Annotated in this window: 19 protein-coding genes; 7 read left to right on the top strand and 12 right to left on the bottom strand. The window is 36.9% G+C overall.

Annotated features, from left to right (window positions below; translation table 11 throughout):
• The first annotated feature begins 98 nt into the window (after window positions 1-98).
• Together ACZ1GR_RS07665 and ACZ1GR_RS07660 are read left to right on the top strand one after the other, a co-directional pair.
• A complete protein-coding gene (locus ACZ1GR_RS07665; RefSeq protein WP_472611555.1) occupies window positions 99-2309 on the top strand; it encodes a S9 family peptidase in 2211 nt (736 codons plus the stop codon).
• A 29-nt stretch (window positions 2310-2338) separates the two neighbouring features.
• Window positions 2339-3841, top strand: coding sequence for a peptide MFS transporter (locus ACZ1GR_RS07660; protein ID WP_472611554.1), 1503 nt, complete (start codon window positions 2339-2341; stop codon window positions 3839-3841).
• A gap of 13 nt (window positions 3842-3854) precedes the next feature.
• Here the strand turns inward: ACZ1GR_RS07660 and ACZ1GR_RS07655 are convergent, their stop codons facing one another.
• From ACZ1GR_RS07655 to surE, 5 genes are read right to left on the bottom strand one after another with little or no spacing between them, the layout of a single operon-like run.
• Window positions 3855-5864, bottom strand: a complete 2010-nt coding sequence (locus tag ACZ1GR_RS07655) for a ComEC/Rec2 family competence protein (protein ID WP_472611553.1) — start codon at window positions 5862-5864, stop codon at window positions 3855-3857.
• On the bottom strand, window positions 5864-6403 hold the full coding sequence (locus ACZ1GR_RS07650) for a C40 family peptidase (protein ID WP_472611552.1): 540 nt from the start codon (window positions 6401-6403) through the stop codon (window positions 5864-5866). Before ACZ1GR_RS07650 ends, ACZ1GR_RS07655 begins: the two co-directional genes overlap by 1 nt.
• 32 nt (window positions 6404-6435) lie before the next feature.
• Window positions 6436-7545 carry a lipid-A-disaccharide synthase gene (gene lpxB / locus ACZ1GR_RS07645; RefSeq protein ID WP_472611551.1) on the bottom strand — a complete coding sequence of 370 codons (1110 nt, stop codon included), beginning with the start codon at window positions 7543-7545 and terminating at the stop codon, window positions 6436-6438.
• Between the two features lies 1 nt (window position 7546).
• Window positions 7547-7828 (bottom strand): hypothetical protein, encoded by a 282-nt coding sequence (locus tag ACZ1GR_RS07640; RefSeq protein ID WP_472611550.1) that lies wholly within the window; start codon window positions 7826-7828, stop codon window positions 7547-7549.
• Window positions 7821-8600, bottom strand: coding sequence for a 5'/3'-nucleotidase SurE (surE, locus tag ACZ1GR_RS07635; RefSeq protein WP_472611549.1), 780 nt, complete (start codon window positions 8598-8600; stop codon window positions 7821-7823). The genes ACZ1GR_RS07640 and surE overlap by 8 nt, the downstream gene beginning before the upstream one ends.
• A gap of 196 nt (window positions 8601-8796) precedes the next feature.
• Here surE and ACZ1GR_RS07630 point away from each other — a divergent pair, with 196 nt between their 5' ends.
• Window positions 8797-10989, top strand: a complete 2193-nt coding sequence (locus tag ACZ1GR_RS07630; RefSeq protein WP_472611548.1) for a carboxy terminal-processing peptidase — start codon at window positions 8797-8799, stop codon at window positions 10987-10989.
• Between the two features lie 81 nt (window positions 10990-11070).
• Complete coding sequence (locus ACZ1GR_RS07625) at window positions 11071-11871, top strand: DNA/RNA non-specific endonuclease (protein WP_472611547.1); 801 nt, start codon at window positions 11071-11073, stop codon at window positions 11869-11871.
• Here the strand turns inward: ACZ1GR_RS07625 and rodA are convergent.
• The 7 genes from rodA to ACZ1GR_RS07590 all read right to left on the bottom strand — a co-directional run bounded on the left by rodA (window position 11868) and on the right by ACZ1GR_RS07590 (window position 19568).
• A complete protein-coding gene (gene rodA, locus ACZ1GR_RS07620) occupies window positions 11868-13151 on the bottom strand; it encodes a rod shape-determining protein RodA (RefSeq protein WP_472611803.1) in 1284 nt (427 codons plus the stop codon). The two genes, ACZ1GR_RS07625 and rodA, sit on opposite strands and share 4 nt — an antisense overlap.
• A complete protein-coding gene (locus ACZ1GR_RS07615) occupies window positions 13141-15009 on the bottom strand; it encodes a peptidoglycan D,D-transpeptidase FtsI family protein (protein ID WP_472611546.1) in 1869 nt (622 codons plus the stop codon). The genes rodA and ACZ1GR_RS07615 overlap by 11 nt, the downstream gene beginning before the upstream one ends.
• 37 nt (window positions 15010-15046) lie before the next feature.
• Window positions 15047-15469: a rod shape-determining protein MreD gene (locus ACZ1GR_RS07610; protein ID WP_377765934.1), complete on the bottom strand. Its 423-nt coding sequence runs from the start codon at window positions 15467-15469 to the stop codon at window positions 15047-15049.
• Window positions 15470-15545: 76 nt separating this feature from the next.
• Window positions 15546-16364 (bottom strand): rod shape-determining protein MreC, encoded by an 819-nt coding sequence (gene mreC, locus ACZ1GR_RS07605; RefSeq protein ID WP_472611545.1) that lies wholly within the window; start codon window positions 16362-16364, stop codon window positions 15546-15548.
• Between the two features lie 50 nt (window positions 16365-16414).
• Window positions 16415-17443, bottom strand: coding sequence for a rod shape-determining protein (locus tag ACZ1GR_RS07600; protein WP_377765932.1), 1029 nt, complete (start codon window positions 17441-17443; stop codon window positions 16415-16417).
• Window positions 17444-17497: 54 nt separating this feature from the next.
• Window positions 17498-19030: a bifunctional phosphoribosylaminoimidazolecarboxamide formyltransferase/IMP cyclohydrolase gene (gene purH, locus ACZ1GR_RS07595; protein WP_472611544.1), complete on the bottom strand. Its 1533-nt coding sequence runs from the start codon at window positions 19028-19030 to the stop codon at window positions 17498-17500.
• An 88-nt stretch (window positions 19031-19118) separates the two neighbouring features.
• Window positions 19119-19568, bottom strand: a complete 450-nt coding sequence (locus ACZ1GR_RS07590; RefSeq protein WP_472611543.1) for a GAF domain-containing protein — start codon at window positions 19566-19568, stop codon at window positions 19119-19121.
• A gap of 132 nt (window positions 19569-19700) precedes the next feature.
• Between ACZ1GR_RS07590 and ACZ1GR_RS07585 the strand changes: the two genes are divergently transcribed.
• From ACZ1GR_RS07585 to ACZ1GR_RS07575, 3 genes are all read left to right on the top strand, one after another.
• Window positions 19701-20111 carry an HYC_CC_PP family protein gene (locus tag ACZ1GR_RS07585; RefSeq protein WP_472611542.1) on the top strand — a complete coding sequence of 137 codons (411 nt, stop codon included), beginning with the start codon at window positions 19701-19703 and terminating at the stop codon, window positions 20109-20111.
• Window positions 20112-20211: 100 nt separating this feature from the next.
• Window positions 20212-20982, top strand: coding sequence for a hypothetical protein (locus tag ACZ1GR_RS07580; RefSeq protein WP_377765928.1), 771 nt, complete (start codon window positions 20212-20214; stop codon window positions 20980-20982).
• Between the two features lie 19 nt (window positions 20983-21001).
• A complete protein-coding gene (locus ACZ1GR_RS07575) occupies window positions 21002-21628 on the top strand; it encodes a heavy-metal-associated domain-containing protein (RefSeq protein ID WP_472611541.1) in 627 nt (208 codons plus the stop codon).
• The last annotated feature ends 2 nt before the right edge of the window (window positions 21629-21630 follow it).

Raw genomic sequence — 21630 nt, 5'->3', positions numbered from 1 at the left:
ATTGCGGTCTGATTCTTGATACACAATTGTGATTCAAAGTTTACTTTTTCGATAAATTATTAGTAAACTTGATAGTTTTTAATCAATTTTTCACAAACATGAGAAAACTAAGTTGTCTGTTCTTTATTTCTATACTCCTTACCAATATTTCTATTGCTCAAAAAAAGAAAATTTCTTTAGAAGAAATTTGGGGTGGAACCTTTAGAACAGAAGGTCTTGACGTGCTTCGTTCTATGAAAAGCGGAACGGAGTATACTGTGCTCAACTTCGATAGAAGCACGGGGACCAGAAGCATTGATAAGTATGATTATAAAACTCAACAAAAGGTAGGTACTATTGTTTCATCTTCAGAAGAAATACCTCCTTTTAGCTCGTATCAGTTCAATAATGATGAATCAAAATTAATTTTAGCAACGGAGGTTGAGCCCATTTTTAGGCGTTCTAGACTTGGCGTTTATTATATATATGACCTGGCTAGTAAATCTTTAACTAAAATAGCCGAACAAAAAATTCAAGAGCCCGAACTCTCACCAGACGGCTCAAAAGTGGCCTACGTTTTTGAGAACAATATTTATGTGCGCGACTTAAAATCCAATACGGTTAAGCCAATTACCACAGATGGTAAAAAAGGTAGTATCATAAATGGCATAACTGATTGGGTCTATGAAGAAGAATTTGCATTTGTACAGGCCTATGAATGGAACAGCGATGGCACTAAAATTGCTTTTCTACGATTTGACGAGACCAAAGTACCTAACTTTTCGATGGATGTTTATGGTGCTAATTTATATCAGACCCAAAATCAATTTAAATACCCAAAAGCCGGAGAGGATAATGCCGTCGTAAGTTTGCATATGTACGATGTGAAAAAAGCAAATACTTCTACGGTTGATTTGGGAGAGGCTTATTATATTCCAAGAATTAAATGGATGAACAACCCGAACTACCTGAGTGTGCAGACCATAAACCGCCATCAAGACCATTTAAGACTACATGAGGTCAATGCAAAAGACAATACGGTTTCTATTTTATTGGAAGAAAAAGATGACGCCTATGTCGACATTCACGACAACCTAACTTTTTTGGCCGATGATAGCTTCATCTGGACAAGTGAAAGAGATGGTTACAATCATATCTATTTACATGATGAAGATGGTAAATTAATGAATCAAGTTACCAAAGGCCCATGGGAGGTAACCAATTATTATGGTTATGATCAAAATAATGATAGAATCTACTACCAATCTGTAGAAAACGGCTCGATTAATAGAGATGTTTATAGTATCTCAAGTTCAGGCAAAAACAAGAAAAGATTGTCGAATGCCGAAGGCACAAATTCAGCTGCTTTTAGTGCTGACTATACCTACTTTATAAATACCTTTTCTGACGCCAATACCCCCTTTAAATATACGCTGCATAAGGCTATTGATGGTAAAAAAGTAAAAGAAATTAAAGATAATACAGCTCTAAAGTCTAAGTTGGCAGCGTATGAAATCAGTCCTAAAGAGTTTTCCACTATTTCGATAAATGGAAATGATTTAAATATGTGGATGATCAAACCAATAGACTTTGATGCCAATAAAGAGTATCCGCTGCTTATGTATCAATATAGTGGACCAGGTTCACAATCGGTTGCAAACCGTTGGAACGGTGCCAACGATTACTGGTATCAAATGTTGGCATCTGAGGGTTATATTATTGCCTGTGTAGACGGAAGGGGAACAGGTTTAAAAGGAAGGGATTTCAAAAAAGTAACACAACTAGAATTAGGTAAACTTGAAGTGGAAGACCAAATTGCCGCTGCCGATAAATTAAGTGAATTACCCTATATTGACGCCGATAAAACTGGAATATGGGGTTGGAGCTATGGAGGTTTTATGTCGACCAATGCATTACTAAAAGGAAGTGAAACCTTTGAAATGGCAATTGCCGTTGCACCTGTCACCAGCTGGCGTTTTTACGATACCATCTACACGGAGCGTTACATGCAGACACCGCAAGAAAATGCTAGTGGTTATGATGATAATTCCCCTTTTAATTATCCAGAAATGTTGAAAGGAGATTATTTATTAGTCCACGGTTCTGGTGATGATAATGTACATGTTCAAAACTCCATGCGAATGATAGAAGCATTGATTCAGGCTGATAAAGATTTTGAATGGGCCATCTACCCAGATAGAAACCATGGTATTTTTGGAGGGAACACAAGAAACCATTTGTATAAAAAAATGACGGAATTCGCCCATAAGAACCTGCGCGATAGACCTAAAACAGATAAAACAATTAAGTCTCAAGAGATAAAAGGATAATAAAAGAATAGTAACCAAACCAAATTAATATGTCAGAAGTTGTAGACTCAAAAGGAGTTAAAAAGAAGTTTAGCCATCCAAAAGGATTGTATGTTTTATTTACTGCAGAAATGTGGGAACGATTTAGTTATTATGGTATGAGAGCCATACTAATTTTGTTCATGACTACAGACATGGCGGCTGAAGGCCTAGGCTTAACAACAGAGACAGCTGGTGCTGTTTATGGTCTTTATACAGCTTCGGTTTATCTAATGACTTTACCAGGTGGTTGGTTGGCCGATAATATTTTTGGACAACGAAAAGCGGTTTTTTACGGAGGAGTCCTTATTATGATAGGGCATTTAATTCTGGCAATACCAGGTTCTCCTGCAATATTCTTTACAGGTTTAGCTTTCGTTGCTTTAGGAACTGGCTTATTAAAAGGTAATATTAGTACACTCGTTGGAGAACTTTATGAAAATGAGGATGGTGCTAAACGAGATGCTGGATTTTCTATTTTCTATATGGGAATTAATTTGGGATCATTTTTTGGACAAATATTTGTTCCACTTTTAGCAGAATATAATTGGCATTTGGGCTTTGGGTTAGCGGCTATAGGTATGTTCTTCGGATTAATAGCTTATAAGGTTTATGCTCCAAGATACTTAAAGGAGATTGGTGTTGAACCAAAGGCTAAATCAATTGAAAAAACGGGAAAATCAAATAGTTCTGTTACATTCATCATAATTGCTTTTATAATTGGTTTATTGGTCACCTTACAAATGTTAGGTTATATTGATGTCACTACGGCTACGGGTATTGCCCAAGCTCTTGGACTTATTATCGTTGTCATTACCATGGGCTATTTTATCAATATCCTTTTTAATGGAGGTTTGAATTTAATGGAGAAGAAGAAGGTAACTGTGATTTTTATACTTTTTGTGGGGATTGCTATTTTTTGGTCTGGTTTTGAACAAGCTGCATCTTCGTTAAACTTGTTTGCCAGAGATTTTACTGATCGTTTTATTGGGGGATGGGAGATGCCTGCAGGTATGCTACAGTCTTTTAACTCTGGATTTATAATAATATTTGCTCCTATTATCGGGGCTCTGTGGGTAAAGTTGGCCGCAAGAAACATTAATGTACGCACCCCTTTTAAATTTGCTATTGGACTGATTTTACTAGGATTAGGGTTTTGGGTTATGGTTGAAGCTGCACAAGTGGCGGCCAGCGGAGCCAAGGCTGGTATGTTTGCGTTAATACTAACATACTTCTTGCATTCTATAGGCGAGTTGACTATAAGCCCGGTAGGTTTAAGTGCTACAAGTAAATTGTCCCCAAAAAAATATTTAGGTCAAATGATGGGTATTTGGTTTGTTGGTGCTGCATTAGGCAATTTGATTGCTGGTTTGATAGGAGGTAATTTTGACCCTGAAAATGTACTTGAAATGCCAAATATATTTCTTAATGTAGTATGGGTTTCAATTGGAGCTGGATTGATATTTTTTGCTGCAAGTCCATTTATCAAAAAATGGATGGGAGAAATAACATAAATTTCTTAAAAAACTATTTAAAATAATAAGCTCCCTTTTCGCCTGTATAGTGAAAAGGGAGTTTTTGTTTTTGGCAAGTAGCTCTCCAACGATTTATGTGGTTTTTGTAATTGCTTCCGTCGACTATTATGTTTTTAACCTTGATGCTATCTAACAAGCGTTCAAGATTTATTTTTGGAGATTGAGTTAGCACTAGATGGTCTAATTCGGTTCGTGGGTAAATACCAAGACTATCCATTACATATATTTTTGAGTTCTCAATTGAAAAACTGTTCTGTAGCGAATAACTACTTATAGTATCAATGCGTTCGGCCGTTTTGTAGTCGCTCACTAGCTGTTTTGAAAACCGGGTGGGTTTGCCAAAAACCTGTAAATGCTTGCCTTTCTGCTTTAGTAATGTTGTGTTCGCAATTTCATGGGTAAGAATTAATTCTTCCTTCGAAGTGCTTTCTACATTTTTCAAAACTACCCAAACTTGAAAAATAATCAGACCGACCAAAACAAAAACAAGGTTTTTGAACTTAGGTTTGGCAAGAAAAATTACAAAAAAGGCAACCGTACTATAGGATAAGAGCAATTGAATACTGTCAAAAGGAATATCACGAAAAACGAAAGCTTCTTGTGCAGCGACAAACTCGATTACAGAATTCATAGAGCCAATTAAAAAATTGTAGAGGGTTACAACGAACTGAGGTAAAATATTTAGACTGGCTAAGAATAAAACACAAATTCCAGTACCAAGAATAAGTCCTAAAAACGGAATTACAACAAGATTGGAAACAAAGAAGAGTGCTGGAAATTGATGAAAGTAAAATAGGCTTAATGGTAGAACGCCTAATTGTGCAGCAATGCTTACCGAGAGAAGTTGCCATACCTTTCTTAGAATACTATTTTCAGGATGCCAAAACCGTTGTAGTTTTGGATAAATCCAGACGATTGCGATTACAGCAGCGTAGCTCATCTGAAATCCGACCTGAAAAAGAAATAAGGGTTCCACAAGCAAAATAAAGAACATGGATAGCGCAACAATATTAAATGTATTTGTTGGCCTGTTTAAAAATAGGGCATAAGCGATAAAAGAGAACATGGTTACCGCACGAACGATTGAAGCAGATAAGCCGGCAATAAAGGCAAAACCCCAAAGAAAAACCAGTATTGCGATTAGCTTGATGATCTTGCCATGGGGTAAGAATTCTAAGGGTTTTAAGATAAATTGCAGTAGTAATAGAAGAATACCGATATGTAGCCCTGAAACAGCCAAAATATGAACGGCCCCAGCGTTTTTATAGTTATTGTAGGTGTCTTCAGAAATATCATTTCGTTGTCCTAAGAGTAGTGCTTGGATAATGGCCCTTTCCTCTTCACCAAAATTCTCTTTTTTAAGTTTTTCTATTAGAGAAAATCTTATGGCCGATGCATAACCAAATAGCGTTTTTTGTGGATTGGATTGCAATAAAAATTGGCTTTCTGTTATATTTAGTTGATGATAGATCTGTTTCTTCTTTAAAAATTCTTGATAATCAAATTGATTTGGATTTAATGGCCCAGGCACGGTTTCTGCATTAGCATATACAAGAAGCTCATCATCTACTTTTAACAAAGGGCCTAAGCTGTCGGATGCAATTCGTAAAACTAATTTTCCTGTTACCTTATTCTCATTTAGGTTTTTTGCCTTTACAATATATCTTTTAGAAAACGGCGATGGTTTTAGTATTTCATCGACCTTTATGATCCAAACATTTTTGTCGGTCTTAAGCTGATGTGAAAAATGACTTTTACCGTTTTTCGGATTTGATATCGCGACTATAGATACTCCCAAGGCCACAACGGTAAAAGAAGCTATAAGCCCAAAGAAAGGGAATCCATCCCTTTGCTGTTTTTTAAAAGTAATGGCCAATACTACTGTTAAAATAGTAAGGGCAGTAAGAACAAAATGAAGTTTGGGTTCAGCATAGGACCCAAAAACGATACCTAAAATCAAAGCGATTGTAAGTTTGACCGAAATAAAATTAAATTGACGCATTATAAAATTCGAGTGGCCTTTATAAAGGCAGAATTCCAAAACCCTTCTCTTAAGGAAGAGACAATAACTCCTCTTGAACTTGAGGAGTGTATAAATTTAATTTCATCATCATCAATGGCTACTACTAAACCAACATGGTTGATTCTTTTACTGTTCTTGCGGGTCTTAAAAAATAACAAATCTCCCTTTTGCACCTCATCAACGCGAATTTTTTTTCCTTCGTTTGCCATTTGATGCGATATTCTAGGGAAAACAATATCATTTTCCTGCAGCGCGACATAAATAAGACCAGAACAGTCCATGCCTTTTTTGGTAGTTCCACCGTATTTATAACGTACACCGCTAAATGCCATCGCTGAAGCAATAACCTTATCAGCTTCTCGGTTCTCTTCGACTTTCGCCCTCGTTTTTTTAAGAATTTTTGTAGTATCTGAAGATTCAACGGTAACAGTGCGTGTTTTGCTATAGCTTGTCCTTTTCTTTGCGAAACAACCTGATAGCAAAATGGCAATACCTAAAATGAGGATTTTTTTATACATCCAAGAACTAAGTTTCTTCTTGGTGTATAAAATTAAACATTTTCTATAATTAAAGCGGCGGCTTTTTCACTTGCCCCTTTTCCACCAAGTTTTTGCTCCAAAATACCATAGTCTTCAAGCATCTTTTCGCGATGAGCGGCGCCGATAATTTTATGTAGTTCTTCTTTAAGATTCTTAGTGGTTAAATCTTTCTGAATCAATTCTTTTACGGCCTCTTTATCCATGATTAAATTCACCAAAGAAATATATTTTAAGGTAATGATTCGTTTGGCTATTTGATAAGAAATCCAGCTTCCTTTATAGCATACGACTTGGGGTATTTTAAATAGTGCGGTTTCTAAGGTTGCGGTGCCGCTAGTTACTAGGGCTGCATGTGAGTATTTTAAAAGTGAATAGGTTTTATTGGATACAAAACCAATACTTTCACGCTTTAAAAATGACGCGTAAAAAGAATCATCAAGACTTGGTGCGCCAGCAATTACAAACTGGTACCCATCAAAATCGCTAACGACCGAAAGCATTAACGCTAACATTTTTTGTACTTCTTGTTTTCTGCTTCCAGGAAGTAGTGCGATTATAGGCTTGGTAGAATGTAACTTGTTTTTTGTTCTAAACTCGCTTTCTTTATCTAACGGACTATTGGAAATAGCATCAAGTAGAGGATGGCCAACAAATTCTACCTCATAATTATGTTTTTTGTAAAAGGCCTTTTCGAAAGGAAGAATAACATACATCTTATCGATATCCCTTTTAATTTTATGAATCCTGCTTTCACGAGAGGCCCAGATTTGAGGTGATATATAATAATTTGTTTTAAAATTCTGTTGTTTCGCCCATTTTGCTATGCGAAGATTAAAACCGGAAAAATCAATAAAAACTATAACATCGGGTTGAAATCTTGAAATATCCTCTTTACAAAATTTTATATTTTTAAAAATGGCGGGTATGTTTTTTATGACCTCTATGAATCCCATAAAGGCCATTTCCTTATAGTGTTTTGCCAAATCACCCCCGGCCTCTTGCATTAAATCGCCCCCCCAGCAACGAACGGTTGCTGCCTTGTCTTTTTCTTTTAAGGCTTTTATCAGGTTTGATCCGTGAAGGTCCCCTGATGCCTCACCGGCGATAATGTAATATTTCATTTTAGAAAACCTTGTAATATAAGATTATCATAGCTGTTAAGATGGTTGCAATCATCACGCCTCTTGCCCTATAATCACGTTTTAGTCTTAAAAAACCGAAAAAAGCAACTAAATTTAGAATAGCGCCTAAAGCCAATAAACTTCCAATATGTTCTTGGGCTATTGCTGCCTTAATGGTTTCTTCAACACCAAAATCAGAGAAAAGGAGTATGTAAAGTAATGTTCCAATCGTATTGGCAATAATTCCAACAACAAAACCTATTAAGACTTCTTTTTTATTCATTTAAATTCCAATTATTTATATTCTGAATAGCGTGATGCGCGGTTAAGTCGAATTGGGTGGGAACGATAGATACAAAACCATTGTTTAAGGCGTGCACATCGGTATCTTCTCCTTTATCCAATAATTCAAATTCACCAGTAAGCCAATAATATTCCTTTCCTGCGGGGCTTGAGCGCTTATCGAATTTTTCTTTCCAATTGGCTTTGGCTTGCCTACAGACTTTTACGCCTTTTGGCTCAGCGCCATCTGTTTTTGGGATGTTAACGTTTAAAACCGTTCCTTTGGGCATGCCATTCTTCAAGGCTTCTGAGACAATTTTTTTGGCAATCTCGCCAACTCCTGAAAAATTGGCATTCCAAGAATAATCACAGAGCGAAAACCCGATTGCAGGTATACCTTCAATGCCCGCCTCGATTGCGGCACTCATCGTACCCGAATAAATTACATTTATCGACGAATTTGAACCATGATTAATGCCACTGACAACGATATCGGGTCTTCTATCCAAAATTTCCTGAAGCCCTAATTTTACGCAGTCTGCAGGCGTTCCACTACAGCTATACTCTATGGGAGCATCTTTTTCATCGCTCAATTTTACCTTTTTTGAATATAAAGCGTTGTCTATGGTTATCGCATGCCCCATACCCGATTGCGGACTGTCAGGAGCGACCACAACAACCTCACCTATGGTACTCATAAACTTCACGAGAGCTCGCAACCCGGGAGCCGTGATTCCATCATCGTTTGTGACCAGAATCAAAGGTTTTTTCATGGGATATAATTAATGACGTAAAAATACGTTTTTAAATAGGATATGATAATCTAGGTGTTTAACAAAAAATTAAAAGCTAGCTAAAAAACTGGCATGATTTTTTCAGTATCTTAGGGAATTAATATCGATAAAAATTAAGACTGAAGCTTAGCGCTTTTGTTTAGTATCAGTTAACTACAGTCCCAAAAACTATAATATGAAGAAGAATTTTGCATTTGGCTTTCTAATAATTTTAATTGCCGTTGCTTCCTGTAGCTTTACCAATAAATCTTTTGAAACAAACGATAAAGACAAGTTATTACTTGATCTCATTACCTATGTTTTGGAGCGTGGTCATTATGAACCAAAGGATATCAACGATAATTTTTCGGCAAACATTTACGAAGATTTTATTGATGTTATAGACCCGACCAAACGGTACTTTTTAGAGAGCGATATCAAAGAATTTGAGCAGTATAAGTATCAGATTGATGATCAAATAAAGAACACCGATATTACTTTTTTCAATCTTGTATATCAGAGATTGATGAAAAGAATGGATGACGCGAAGGGAATCTATAAAGAAGTTTTAGAAAAACCTTTTGACTTTAATGCAAACGAAGAAATTACAATCGATTATAAAGATCAACCGTTTGCCAAGAACAAAAAGGAGCTTAAAGAGCGCTGGAGAAAGCAGTTGAAATATAATTCTTTAAGCGTTTTCGACAATAAAATAAAAATTAGAGACAAAGCGATTGCCGCGGGCACCGGTAAAAGTGAAGATTTAGTGAGTGTAGATACCTCTGTTGAACTGCCAAAGGAGCAAAGCGAATTGAAAAACTTGACCGTTGCAGAGGTTGAAAAAAAATCAAGGGAAACCACTGAAAATACTCTAGATGAGTTTTTTGATTTTGTAGATGACCTTGAGCGTAAAGATTGGTTTGTGCAATACATAAATACTATTGTTGACGAATTTGACCCCCATACATTTTACTTTGCTCCTGATGAAAAAGACAAGTTTGACATTAGTATGTCAGGCAAATTCGAAGGAATTGGAGCTCGTTTACAAAAGAAACCAGATGGGGCAAAAGTTGTAGAAATTATTTCTGGAGGACCCGTATGGAGAGCAAAGAGTCTCGAAGTTGGTGATGAGATTATAAAAGTAGGTCAAGCAGGTGAGGAGCCTATCGATATTGCTGGAATGCGTATCGATGATGCTATTAAACTGATAAAGGGCCCTGAAGGTACCGTGGTCGATTTAACCGTTCGTAAAGTCGATGGTACGGTCGATGTGGTTTCTATTACGAGAGACGTTGTCGAATTAGAAGAATCTTATGCAAAATCTGCCACTGTAATAAAAGATGATCGCAAATTCGGCCTAATAAATCTACCTAAATTCTATGTTGATTTCGATGATTATACCAACCGTAATGCGGCTTCAGATGTAGCTAAAGAAGTTGATCGTTTAAAACAAGCTGGAGCAGAAGGATTGATATTAGATTTAAGAGATAACGGAGGTGGTTCATTGAAAACCGTGGTTGAAATGGCCGGTCTTTTTATTAAAGATGGCCCAATAGTTCAAGTACGTTCTTCTGGGCAAGGAAAAGAAGTTCATGAAGATAAAGATGAACGAATTCAGTGGGATGGCCCATTGGTGATTCTAGTAAACGAACTTTCTGCATCGGCCTCTGAAATTCTTGCAGCAGCGATGCAAGATTATAAAAGAGCGGTCGTTATCGGAAGCAAACAAACTTTTGGTAAGGGTACCGTTCAAAATGTAATTCCTTTAGACAATATTGTAAGAAGTAATGAGCACGGTGATTTAGGCGCTATTAAGCTTACCACACAAAAATTCTATCGTATTAACGGTGGCTCTACCCAGTTAGAAGGGGTGAAGAGTGATATTGTTGTGCCAGATAGATATAGTTATATCGATTTGGGTGAGCGTGATCAAGAAAATCCATTAGGTTGGGATAAGATATCTCCTGCTGATTATAAAGTGTGGGATGGTTACATTGACTACGAAAAAACCATTGCAAGAAGTAAGGCAAGAATGGAAGGCAATCCTCAAATAAAATTGATTGAGGAAAATGCAAGATGGCTGCGTGACCAGCAAAATGAGACTACGGTTTCGTTGAACTATGACAGTTATAAGGGCCTTCAAGAAAAGAACAGACAAAGATCAAATTACTTTAAGTCGCTAACGGATTATGATTCTAAACTTACATTCGAATCTTTAAAGTATGAGCAAGAGTTATTTACTCAAGACCCGATATTAAGAGAGAAAAGAGATAGATGGCACATTGATTTGGCCAAAGATGTGTATGTAGAAGAAGCTATTAACGTACTTGAAGACTTGAAACTTAATGCGTTAAAACATAATAATTCAAAACTTGCCGTAAAAGGATAAGTTTAAAAGGCCAAAATATATTTTAAGTCCGGTTTTTACCGGACTTTTTTGTTTCTATATTTAGCCTGTTATTATGAGGAAATGAAAAATAGAACGGTTTATTCCATTTTAATTATTGTCTGTATTGTTGGATTCTGGCTATTCGAGAATTTTTATACCCCAAATTCATATTCAAGTACCGAAATAGGGAGGGCTACTTCTAATATCCCTTCAGATTTACTGCCCAGTTCAAGTACAAATGCAATTGTGTCTCACGATTATTATATGTTATCTTACAACGAACCTTTTGAACAAGCGGAGTGGGTAATGTATGAGCTAAAAAAAGACCATTTAACCTATGATGATAGAAGAAGGCCTTATTTTATAGAAGACCCAAAGGTAAAATCAAAATCTGCGGACTGGAGAAACTATAAGAGTTCTGGTTATGACAGGGGCCATTTGTGCCCCGCCGGTGACAGAAGATTTTCTGAATATGCATACAATGAGACTTTTTATACTAGTAATATTTCACCACAAAAAAAAGATTTTAATGCAGGGGTATGGAATAGGCTCGAACAGAAGATTCGTCAATGGTGTAAGAAAGACGGGGATTTGTATGTAATAACTGGGGGTGTGTTGGAAAAAGGGTTAGAGGAGATAGGAGATGAGGATGTAGACGTGCCCAACTCATTTTATAAAGTGGTCTTTCGAAAAAAGAACAAACAAATACAAGCGCTTGCTTTTTTATTTCCGCATGAAGAGAGTAGCAAGCCATTAACTAATTTTATAATTTCTATTGATGCTTTAGAAGCAAGAACAGGGATAGATTTTTTTCACCAACAATCTGAAGAATTGCAGCATGAATTCGAAAAAAAGATTTCAAAAAAAGGATGGAAATTTTAAATACCCTCATTCAGTCTTGAAGCATCAAACTTCAAAAAGATAAATAACATAGCGGTAAAAAATAACAATCCTGAACCTCCGTAGCTAAAAAAGGGTAAGGGAATCCCGATAGTTGGGAGTATGCCGATAACCATACCAATATTGATAAAATAGTGTATCAGTAGAATAGCGATTATACCATAGCCATACATTCTACTAAACTGCCTTTTCTGTCGCTCCGCTAGCTGAACCAATCTTAAAAAGAAAAAAGTAAAAATTATAATGACGAGTGATGTGCCGATAAAACCCCATTCTTCGCCGACTGAACTAAAAATATAATCTGTATGTTGTTCTGGCACAAAATCGCCTTTTGTTCTGGTACCTTCAAGAAAGCCCTTGCCAAAAAAACCGCCGGATTCAATGGCTTTTTCTGCTTGGTAGGTGTTGTAACCAATAGTTTTCTTGATCTGCTCTAGTTTTACAGGGTCTTTTTCTAAATTAAGCCAAAGTCCAAAACGGTCTCGGTGTCGTTGTTCAAAAACATTGTTAAACACAAAGTTTACAGAAAGCGAAACAACTAGGCATCCGACTATAAAAACAACAAGCGGTAATGTCGGTATTTTTAAATCAGGTCTTTTAAAGAAAAAAAAGAGCGATACCAGCATACCTAAGCCAATTGCTACCCAAATAGTGCCGAACATTAGCGTGAATACAAAAAGCGCTATGAACAATAGTGCAAGGCCTAAGTAATAGATAGGCAGGCCTTCTCTAAAAAGAACAAAGAACAAGGCAAAGAAAACCAGTGCGCTCCCAGGGTCTGGTTGTGGTAATACCAATAAAACAGGAATTAGGATTACCAAGATGGCATAGAATTGATGTTTTCTGTTTTTGATATCAGTTTGAATATCCCCTAAGTATTTCGCAAGTGCCAGAGCGGCCGCTACCTTTACGAATTCCGAGGGCTGTAAATTCATAAAGCCTAGGTCAAACCAAGATTTTGCGCCTCCGATTACTTTTCCGAAAGGAAATAATCCAATGAGTAAAACAAGCCCTACTACATAAAAGACTCCGGAAAATTTTTCAAAAAAATTGGAATCAACGAACAAAATTGCCAGAATGCCTAAAAAGCTTATTCCAATAAAAAGGAGTTGTTTTCCATATAAAGTAGAGGTGTCAAAAATAGATAGCGAAGTATCCGATAAAGTAGTGCTATAAATATTTATCCAGCCAAAGAAAACCAGCAAGGCATAAAAGAAAACGGTTAACCAATCAATACGTCTAAGCAAATCGTTACCAGTTATATTCGTTTATTTTAAAGGGCTCCCCACTTAAAGGTTTGGCATATTCATGCTCAAGGGTTTTCTCCAGCATTTTTTTCTCTAAATCAGTGCGGGTAATTTCACCTTTCAAATATTTTTCAATGAGTAGTGAAGCAATATGTCCCGCGTATCGCCCCCCATAATACCCATGCTCTATATAAACTGCTAGGGCTATTTTAGGGTTTTTAACCGGTGCGAATGCTACAAAAATGGAATGATCTGTTAACTGCACCCGCTCTCCATCAATTCGGGTGAAATTTTCTACGGTACCTGTTTTTCCGGCAATTTCAATTCCGGGTACTCGAAGCCATTTTGCAGTTCCGTATTTGTAAACATTTGTCATTGCATCTACTACAGGTTCAAAATGCTCTTTATCGATAGTAGTATAGCGTCGCTGCGTATATATGTGGTCAATGGTACTATTATTACCGATTTGTTTAATGATATGTGGGGTATAAAAGAATCCTCGATTGGCTATTGCAGCGGTCATATTTGCCAGTTGGATCGGAGTAGCGGCTACCTCACCTTGGCCAATAGCATTTGATATTATAAATGATGAGGCCCACCTACCATCACCATAGGCTTTATCATAATAGGCTTTGTTTGGTATTCTGCCTGGTCGACCTGTAGGTAGGTCAGTTCCTAAATAATCTCCAAGTCCAAAACTTTTCATATGTTTTTCCCAGGCATCCATGCCTTCATCGGTTGTTTTGTACTTGCCATATATCTTTCTAAAGGTACCGGCAAAATAGGCGTTGCAAGAATTAAATATGCCAGAGTTCAGATCACGTACGCCACCCCCACAATGACATCCTTTTTTGTTCTTACCAACATAAAAACCGTTGTAACATCTAAATTTTGTGTCAGGTTGAATTACACCTTCTTGGAGTGCAGCTAAAGCGTTTAGGGTTTTAAACGGTGAGCCTGGCGAGGGCTCTGCTAAAATAGAACGATCCCAGGTTGGTCTAGCAATACTATCGTAATGTAACTTTGTATAATTTTTAGAACGTTCTCTACCTACCAAAAGATCGGGGTCATACGTTGGACCGGAAATCATTGTTAAAATCTCACCGGAGGATGGGTCTATAGCGACAATTCCACCACGTTTACCATTCATTAAACGTTCTCCATATTCCTGAAGCGTTTTGTCTATGGTAATATGTATTTCTGTTCCTAATTCTGGCAGCGTATCAAGCTTACCATTTTTAAATCTACCGATATCACGATTAAAACGATCTTTTTGTATGTACTTTACACCCTTTCTTCCTCGCAAAACATCTTCATACTGTTTTTCGATTCCTGTGCGCCCCTTTAATTCTCCAGCTGCATAATAAGGGTTTACCCGTAGATCACTTTCGTTTACTTCACTAATATATCCTAAAACGTTTGCAGCACTATTGGTGACATAATCTCTAAGCGATCTTTTCTGAATGTAGAAACCTGCATACTTTCGCATTTTCTCTTGTAGTCGGGCGTAGTCTTCTTTAGACAATTGTGCTACCAAAACCGAAGGTAAACGAGGGGAATACCGTCTCGCTTTCTTCATTTTTGAGATGAATTCTTCTTTTTTTAATCCCAACAGGCGGCTGAATTCAAGGGTGTCCAATGCTTTTGTCTCTCTCGGTATAACCATGACATCATAGGCCGGCTGATTACCAACCAGAAGCTCGCCGTTTCGATCATAGATATAGCCTCGTTCGGGATAATCGTAAACAATTTTAATCGCGGGATCTTCTAAAATTTGGTTCGGTGAAAAGCTAAATAATTGCATGTAGGATAGTCTACCTAAAAAGGTGATTCCTATTATAATTATTATGGATGAGAGTAATAATTTTTTCATTGACCGCAATTAATTCTATAACGGAAGTTAGTCTCTTTTATTCGGTTTCTTTTGCAAAAAGTGAACTTAACAGTAAGCAAATCAAAAAAGTAGCTATCCCCGTCATAAATACTTTTTTCAAAATTAGCAGGAAATGCGAGAAACTTAAAAGTTCTAGCGAAAAGAATATCAAATGATGAAATACAGTTAATAAGCCTAAAAAGGTCATTCGCTGAACCCTGGTGGTATTTTTAAATGTAAATCCTTGAAACTCAAAATTCGCACCAAAACAAAAGCGCATAAGAACTGGTCTAGCAAAGGCCACTGTTACAATTGCCGCTGAGTGAATCGCCATAGTATCGGAAAAGAAATCAATGGTGAAGCCCAATAAAAAACTCACTAGTAAAAAGACCGCAATATTTTCACGTAGCGGATACCAATACAAGAAAATGATATAAATCATAGGATTTATTACCCCCATGAAATTCATATGATTAAAAATCAATACTTGTGCTAACACAAGAAGGATAAATCGGATGCTATTTAAGACGATATTATTATTGAACATTGTCTGTACGTGCTTCTAATTCAATGATTTCTTCTCTGTTCTTATTGCGAATGATATAAGTGTTTTTAACATTAGCCATGTCGTTAAAAAGCTGAATATCAATATTGTAAAAACTTTTTGCGTCGTTAAGATTAAATGCTGAAATAAGACCTATCGGAATATTCTCAGGAAAAATACTTGACATTGCTCCCGTTACTATGGTATCTCCAATAGCAACCGGTACCAATCTAGGGATATCTGTTAACTGAACGGTGGTGTAATCATTTCCATTCCAAACTAAAGAGCCAAAGTAATCGGTATTCTTAATTTTAGCATTTATGTTAGACTTTGTGTTTAAAATACTTTGTACGGTAGAAAAATTGGTTGAAGTATTTTCGACGATACCCAATATGCCTTTTGTGGTAATGACGCCCATATCTTGCTCAATGCCTTGTTTTTTTCCTTTATTGATGGTAAGGTAATTTCTTGGAGAGGTATAACTATTTTTAATGATTTGAGCATTAACGACATCAAAGTTAGAAGCAGAACTATCTAAGTCAATCGAATTTGAAATCTTTACATTGAATAATTGTTCTCTCAATCTTCTATTCTCTTCAACCAGGCTTTTATTTTCTTTTTTTAGATTGAAGTATGAAGTAATATTAGTAGAGGTCTCATATACATTTCCTGTTAACCATTTCGAAGAATTAAAGGCTTTTGATTGATGAAATGAATGAGAGCGAAACGTAAGTATTAAAGATATGAATAGTAGAAAGGCATAAAGAAATGCATTTCTGTTGCTTAGGATAAAATTGATAATCCGTTGCATTCAATTCTATTGTTTGAGTTCAAAGAAATTAGCTCTAAGACCTTTTTTTGTTATTTTATCAAGATGTTTTTATAACGCTCAAGATTTTTAAGTGCAATGCCCGTTCCTCGCACTACAGCTCTTAAAGGGTCTTCTGCTATATAAACAGGAAGATCCGTTTTCTGCGATAGCCTTTTATCCAATCCACGTAGCATAGAACCACCACCGGCGAGATAAATACCTGTATTGTATATATCGGCTGCCAACTCGGGAGGAGTTTGCGATAAGGTCTCCATCACGGCATCTTCTACGCGTAAAATACTCTTATCCAATGCTTTTGCAATTTCTCTATATGAAACGTGAACTTGTTTTGGTTTACCGGTTAGTAAATCACGTCCTTGAATGGATTTATCATCTGGGGGAGACTGTAAGTCTTCGGTCGCAGAACCAATTTCTATTTTTATAGCCTCCGCGGTGCTCTCACCGACGTAAAGGTTGTGTTGCGTGCGCATGTAATAAATGATATCGTTCGTAAAAACGTCACCCGCAATTTTTACCGATTTATCACAAACAATACCACCTAAGGCAATAACTGCTATTTCGGTAGTACCACCACCTATATCCACAATCATGTTTCCTTTTGGCTGCATGATATCTAAACCGATACCAATTGCCGCGGCCATTGGCTCATGAATAAGATAAACTTCTTTTCCATTTACGCGTTCAGCAGATTCGCGTACCGCGCGCATTTCTACTTCGGTAATTCCAGAAGGAATACAAATGACCATTCGCAAGGCCGGCGGAAACCATTTTTTCTTTAATGCAGGAATGTTCTTAATGAACATGTTGATCATCTTTTCAGATGCATCAAAATCCGCAATAACCCCATCTTTAAGTGGACGAATGGTTTTTATATTTTCATGGGTCTTACCTTGCATCATATTGGCTTCTTTACCAACTGCAATGATTTTTCCTGAAACCCTATCACGAGCTACTATGGAAGGACTATCGACTACTACTTTATCTAAATGAATAATTAAAGTGTTTGCCGTACCAAGGTCAATGGCAATCTCTTCGGTCATAAAGTCAAAAAAGCCCATAAAAGTTTTTGTTTATCGGATTAACGGTAAAATTTATCGGCAAAAGTAGTAAAATTAATGCTTAAAATGACGAGTGCCGGTCATTACCATCGAAAGTCCATTTTCATTACAATAATCGATACTTAGTTGATCTTTAATGGATCCCCCTGGCTGTATGACACTTTTAATTCCGGCCTTGTGGGCTATTTCAACACAATCTGGAAACGGAAAAAATGCATCACTCGCCATAACGGCACCGTTCAAATCAAAATCGAACGAGCCAGCCTTGTGTATGGCTTGATTTAGAGCATCTACACGCGAAGTTTGCCCTGTACCACTGGCACATAGTTGTTTGTTTTTTGCGAGTACAATGGTATTGCTTTTGGTATGCTTGCATAATTTAGAAGCGAACAATAAGTCTTCTAATTGTTGCGCTGACGGTTTCGTATCGGTTGCATAGGCCAAATCTGCCAGCGTATCTGTTTTGTGGTCTTTATCTTGAACCAAAACACCGTTAAGACAAGTGCGAACTATGGTCTCAGGAAGTTTGACTTTATTTTGAATAAGGATAATTCGGTTCTTTTTTCCTTTTAGAACGACAAGTGCTTCATCAGAATAACTAGGCGCAATGACAACCTCGCAAAAAAGTTGATGAATTTCTTCCGCAGTGGCCAAGTCTATTTCGGTATTGCTTATGAGGATACCGCCAAAAGCGGAAACCGGGTCTCCGGCCAGGGCATCTACATAAGCCTGATGAACGGTGTCACGTTGTGCCAGACCACAGGCATTGTTGTGTTTTAGAATGGCGAAGGTTGGTGCATCTCCTTTAAATTCGTTCATCAAAAGCACAGCAGCGTCAACATCTAAAAGATTGTTATATGAAAGTGCTTTACCATGTAACTTATCGAACATGGCGTCGAAATCACCAAAGAAGAATCCTTTTTGATGCGGATTTTCACCATATCTTAAAACCTGACCTTTTTGCTCGCTTATTTTTAAAACCGCCTCTTCGTGGTTCTGATTAAAATAATTGAAGATAGCTGTATCATAGTGCGAAGAAACGTTAAATGCTTTTGCCGCGAACCGTTTTCGGTCTTCTAAAGTAGTATTACCATTTCCTTCTGAAATTACTTGAAGGAAATCAGAATAGTCTTCCATCGAAGAAACACAAAGCACATCTTTATAATTTTTCGCAGCGGCACGTATGAGCGAAATGCCGCCTATGTCGATTTTCTCAATGATATCTTGCTCAGAAGCACCACTGGCAACCGTTTTCTCAAAAGGATACAAATCTACTATGACGATATCTAACTGCGGAATTTCAAATTCTTCCATTTGGGCAACATCACCATCGTGATCTTGCCTATTCAGAATGCCTCCAAAAACTTTTGGGTGCAATGTTTTTACGCGTCCTCCTAAAATTGAAGGATAGCTCGTGACATCTTCAACCGGAACTACATTTATTCCTAAATCTTTTATGAATTTTTCGGTTCCGCCGGTAGAGTAAATGATAATACCTAATTCATCGAATTTTTTTACAATAGGCTCTAAACCGTCCTTATGAAAGACCGAAATCAGTGCCGAAGTAGCTTTTTTGGTAGTGCTCATGTGTATTTTGATGCAAAAAATTAAGCTTCAAAAATACTTTTTTTAAGGCCAACAAATTCATCGGGTTATCAACAAAAACCTATAAGTTTTAAAGAATTTTGGCTACTTCCCTATTAACAAATTCTAAAAAGCGCTCATCTTCTGAAGTGAATGGGTCGGGTGTGTTAGAATCGATGTCAATTTGACCAATATTTTCTCCATCTTTAAAAAGAGGCACTACAATCTCTGATTTCACGGTTATACTACAGGCTATGTAATTGTCTTGAGCTTGCACATCGGGCACGACAAAGTTTTTATTGCTTTCGGCAACCTGTCCACAAATGCCTTTTCCAAACGGGATGATGGTATGATCCGTTGGTGCACCTGCGTATGGGCCTAGTTTTAGTTCACGTTTATCACCGTTTTTAAAATAAAAACCTACCCAGTCATAGTACGGAACCGAGGACTTCAATAATTTGCAAATCGCTAATAATTTTGAGTCTTTGCCCCCTTCCGATTTAAGTAAGGTGACCACTTCTTTCTGTAATTTCTCAAACATGGAATGAAATTTGATTTCTAATGTCAAAAGTCGATTTTTAAACACTAACTAACAATAATTAGTAACCTAAATATTCGTTAACATATTGCTACATTGTAAGTTGGGCATTTTTATATTTTATATCTTTACAGCGTGAAACTAAGGTTACAAAAAATCTTATCCAGTATAATGGCACTTATGCTATTGCTATCGACCGTCTCTTGGACTGTGGACAAGCATTTGTGCATGGGCAGGGTCATGGATGTTGCACTCTTCGCAAAAGCTGAGGATTGTGGTATGGAGGCTGCCATTGCCGTTCTGGAAGAAGAAGGTGTTGAGAACCATTGTTGTGATGATGAAACTTTCGTTGTTGAGGGTCAGAATGATTTAAAACTGAGTTTTAATGATTTTGAATTTGAGCAACAACTTTTTTTAGTTGCATATACTTTATCCTTACCTTATCTCAATAAAAAGATTGAAAGCGAAAAGCTTTCTTACGAATACTATCCACCTCCTATACTCATCAAGGATATTCAACTACTTGATGAAGTGTTTCTAATTTGATTCATTCTTGAATAATGTATTTCCAATACCTTGGAAATCTGATATCATCCATTTTTGGATGGTTTCAATAGTTTAAGAATTAAAATCAAATTAAGAAATAATGAAAAACACATATGTAATTTTAACCTTGGTGCTATTGTTCTCAAGTATGGCAGCAGCTCAAGGCCCACCCATTACAGCAGATAAGCCAATTATGCTGGGCGGTGGAAGTTTTACTGCCAAAACCTTAACGGAAATTAGAACAACTGAACGCGGAACCTTTGTTTATGTTCCAGTTATGTTGCACTATTTACCAACATCAAATTCTCTGGTAGCGGTACATTTGCCATATATAAATTATGATATTGAAAATGGCGCTTCTGGAAGCTCTTTGGCCGATATCAAAATTTTAGGAAAATATCAGTTCTTTAGAAAAGATGCTACGGGAAAGACTTTTAGGGTAGTAGCAAAAACATTACAAAGTTTACCTACCGGCGAAGAACTTGATGTAATGGAACTAAGTACCGGTAAGTATTCTGGGTATTATGGTATTGTAGCAGGTTATGAAACCCTAAAGTATGGTATTTCGAACGAAGTAGGCTATAATTGGATGCCCAATGGAACTCTTGACGAGTTTAGGTACAAACTGGGTTTTGGTCTTCCGCTTCTAAAACCACAATACCCAAATAAGCAGTTAAACTTATATTTTGAATATACTAATTCTTGGTTAGTAGAGCGTGATTGGTATCAATTGTTATATGCACAAGGCATTCAATACGCACGGAAAAATATAACTTTTGATTTGGCAGTTCAAGTTCCTTTGGTCAACGATGTTGATGCAGGACGAAGATTAAGGCAAAGTATCTTTTTAGGTACCCGATTTACATTTTAATAAAATAAAAAATACAACAATGAAAAAAACTATAATAATGACATTGGTTGTCGGTATGATGACAATGTTTGGTGCAAATGCACAAAAAGCGATGGATAAATTTATGGTACAGGTAGACGGCTTGGGCTGTCCTTTCTGTGCATACGGATTAGAGAAAAAATTTAAGGAATTTAAAGGAATTAAAAACGTAAAGATTGATATTGAAACTGGGGATTTTAGTTTTAACTACCCAGCAGAAAAGGCTTTGACCATGGAAGCTGTAGAAAAACAAGTTGAAAAAGCGGGCTATACTCCGGTAACTTCCAAAATAGAGCGAGCAAACGGTAAGGTTGAGGAATCTATGGGTGCTACTTTGTCTGAAAATACAAAAGGGACTATTACAAAAAATGTGATGGTTGCTGGTAATTGCGGTATGTGTGAAGCACGTATTTCTAAAGCGGCGAGTAGTGTGAACGGTGTTTCAGAAGTTTTTTGGAATAAAGATACCAAGATGATGAAGGTCTCTTTTGATTCAGGTAGTACAAGTTTGTCTGAAATTGAAATGGCGGTTGCCAAGGCTGGTCACGACACTAAAAATCATAAAGCGCAAAACGGAACTTACGATGAGTTGCCTGCTTGTTGCCATTACGAACGTTTAACGAAATAGGG

This window comes from Croceitalea sp. W27 (assembly GCF_055693185.1).
Note: the sequence above shows the minus strand (reverse complement) of the source record. Positions and strands in the feature narration are given on the sequence as shown.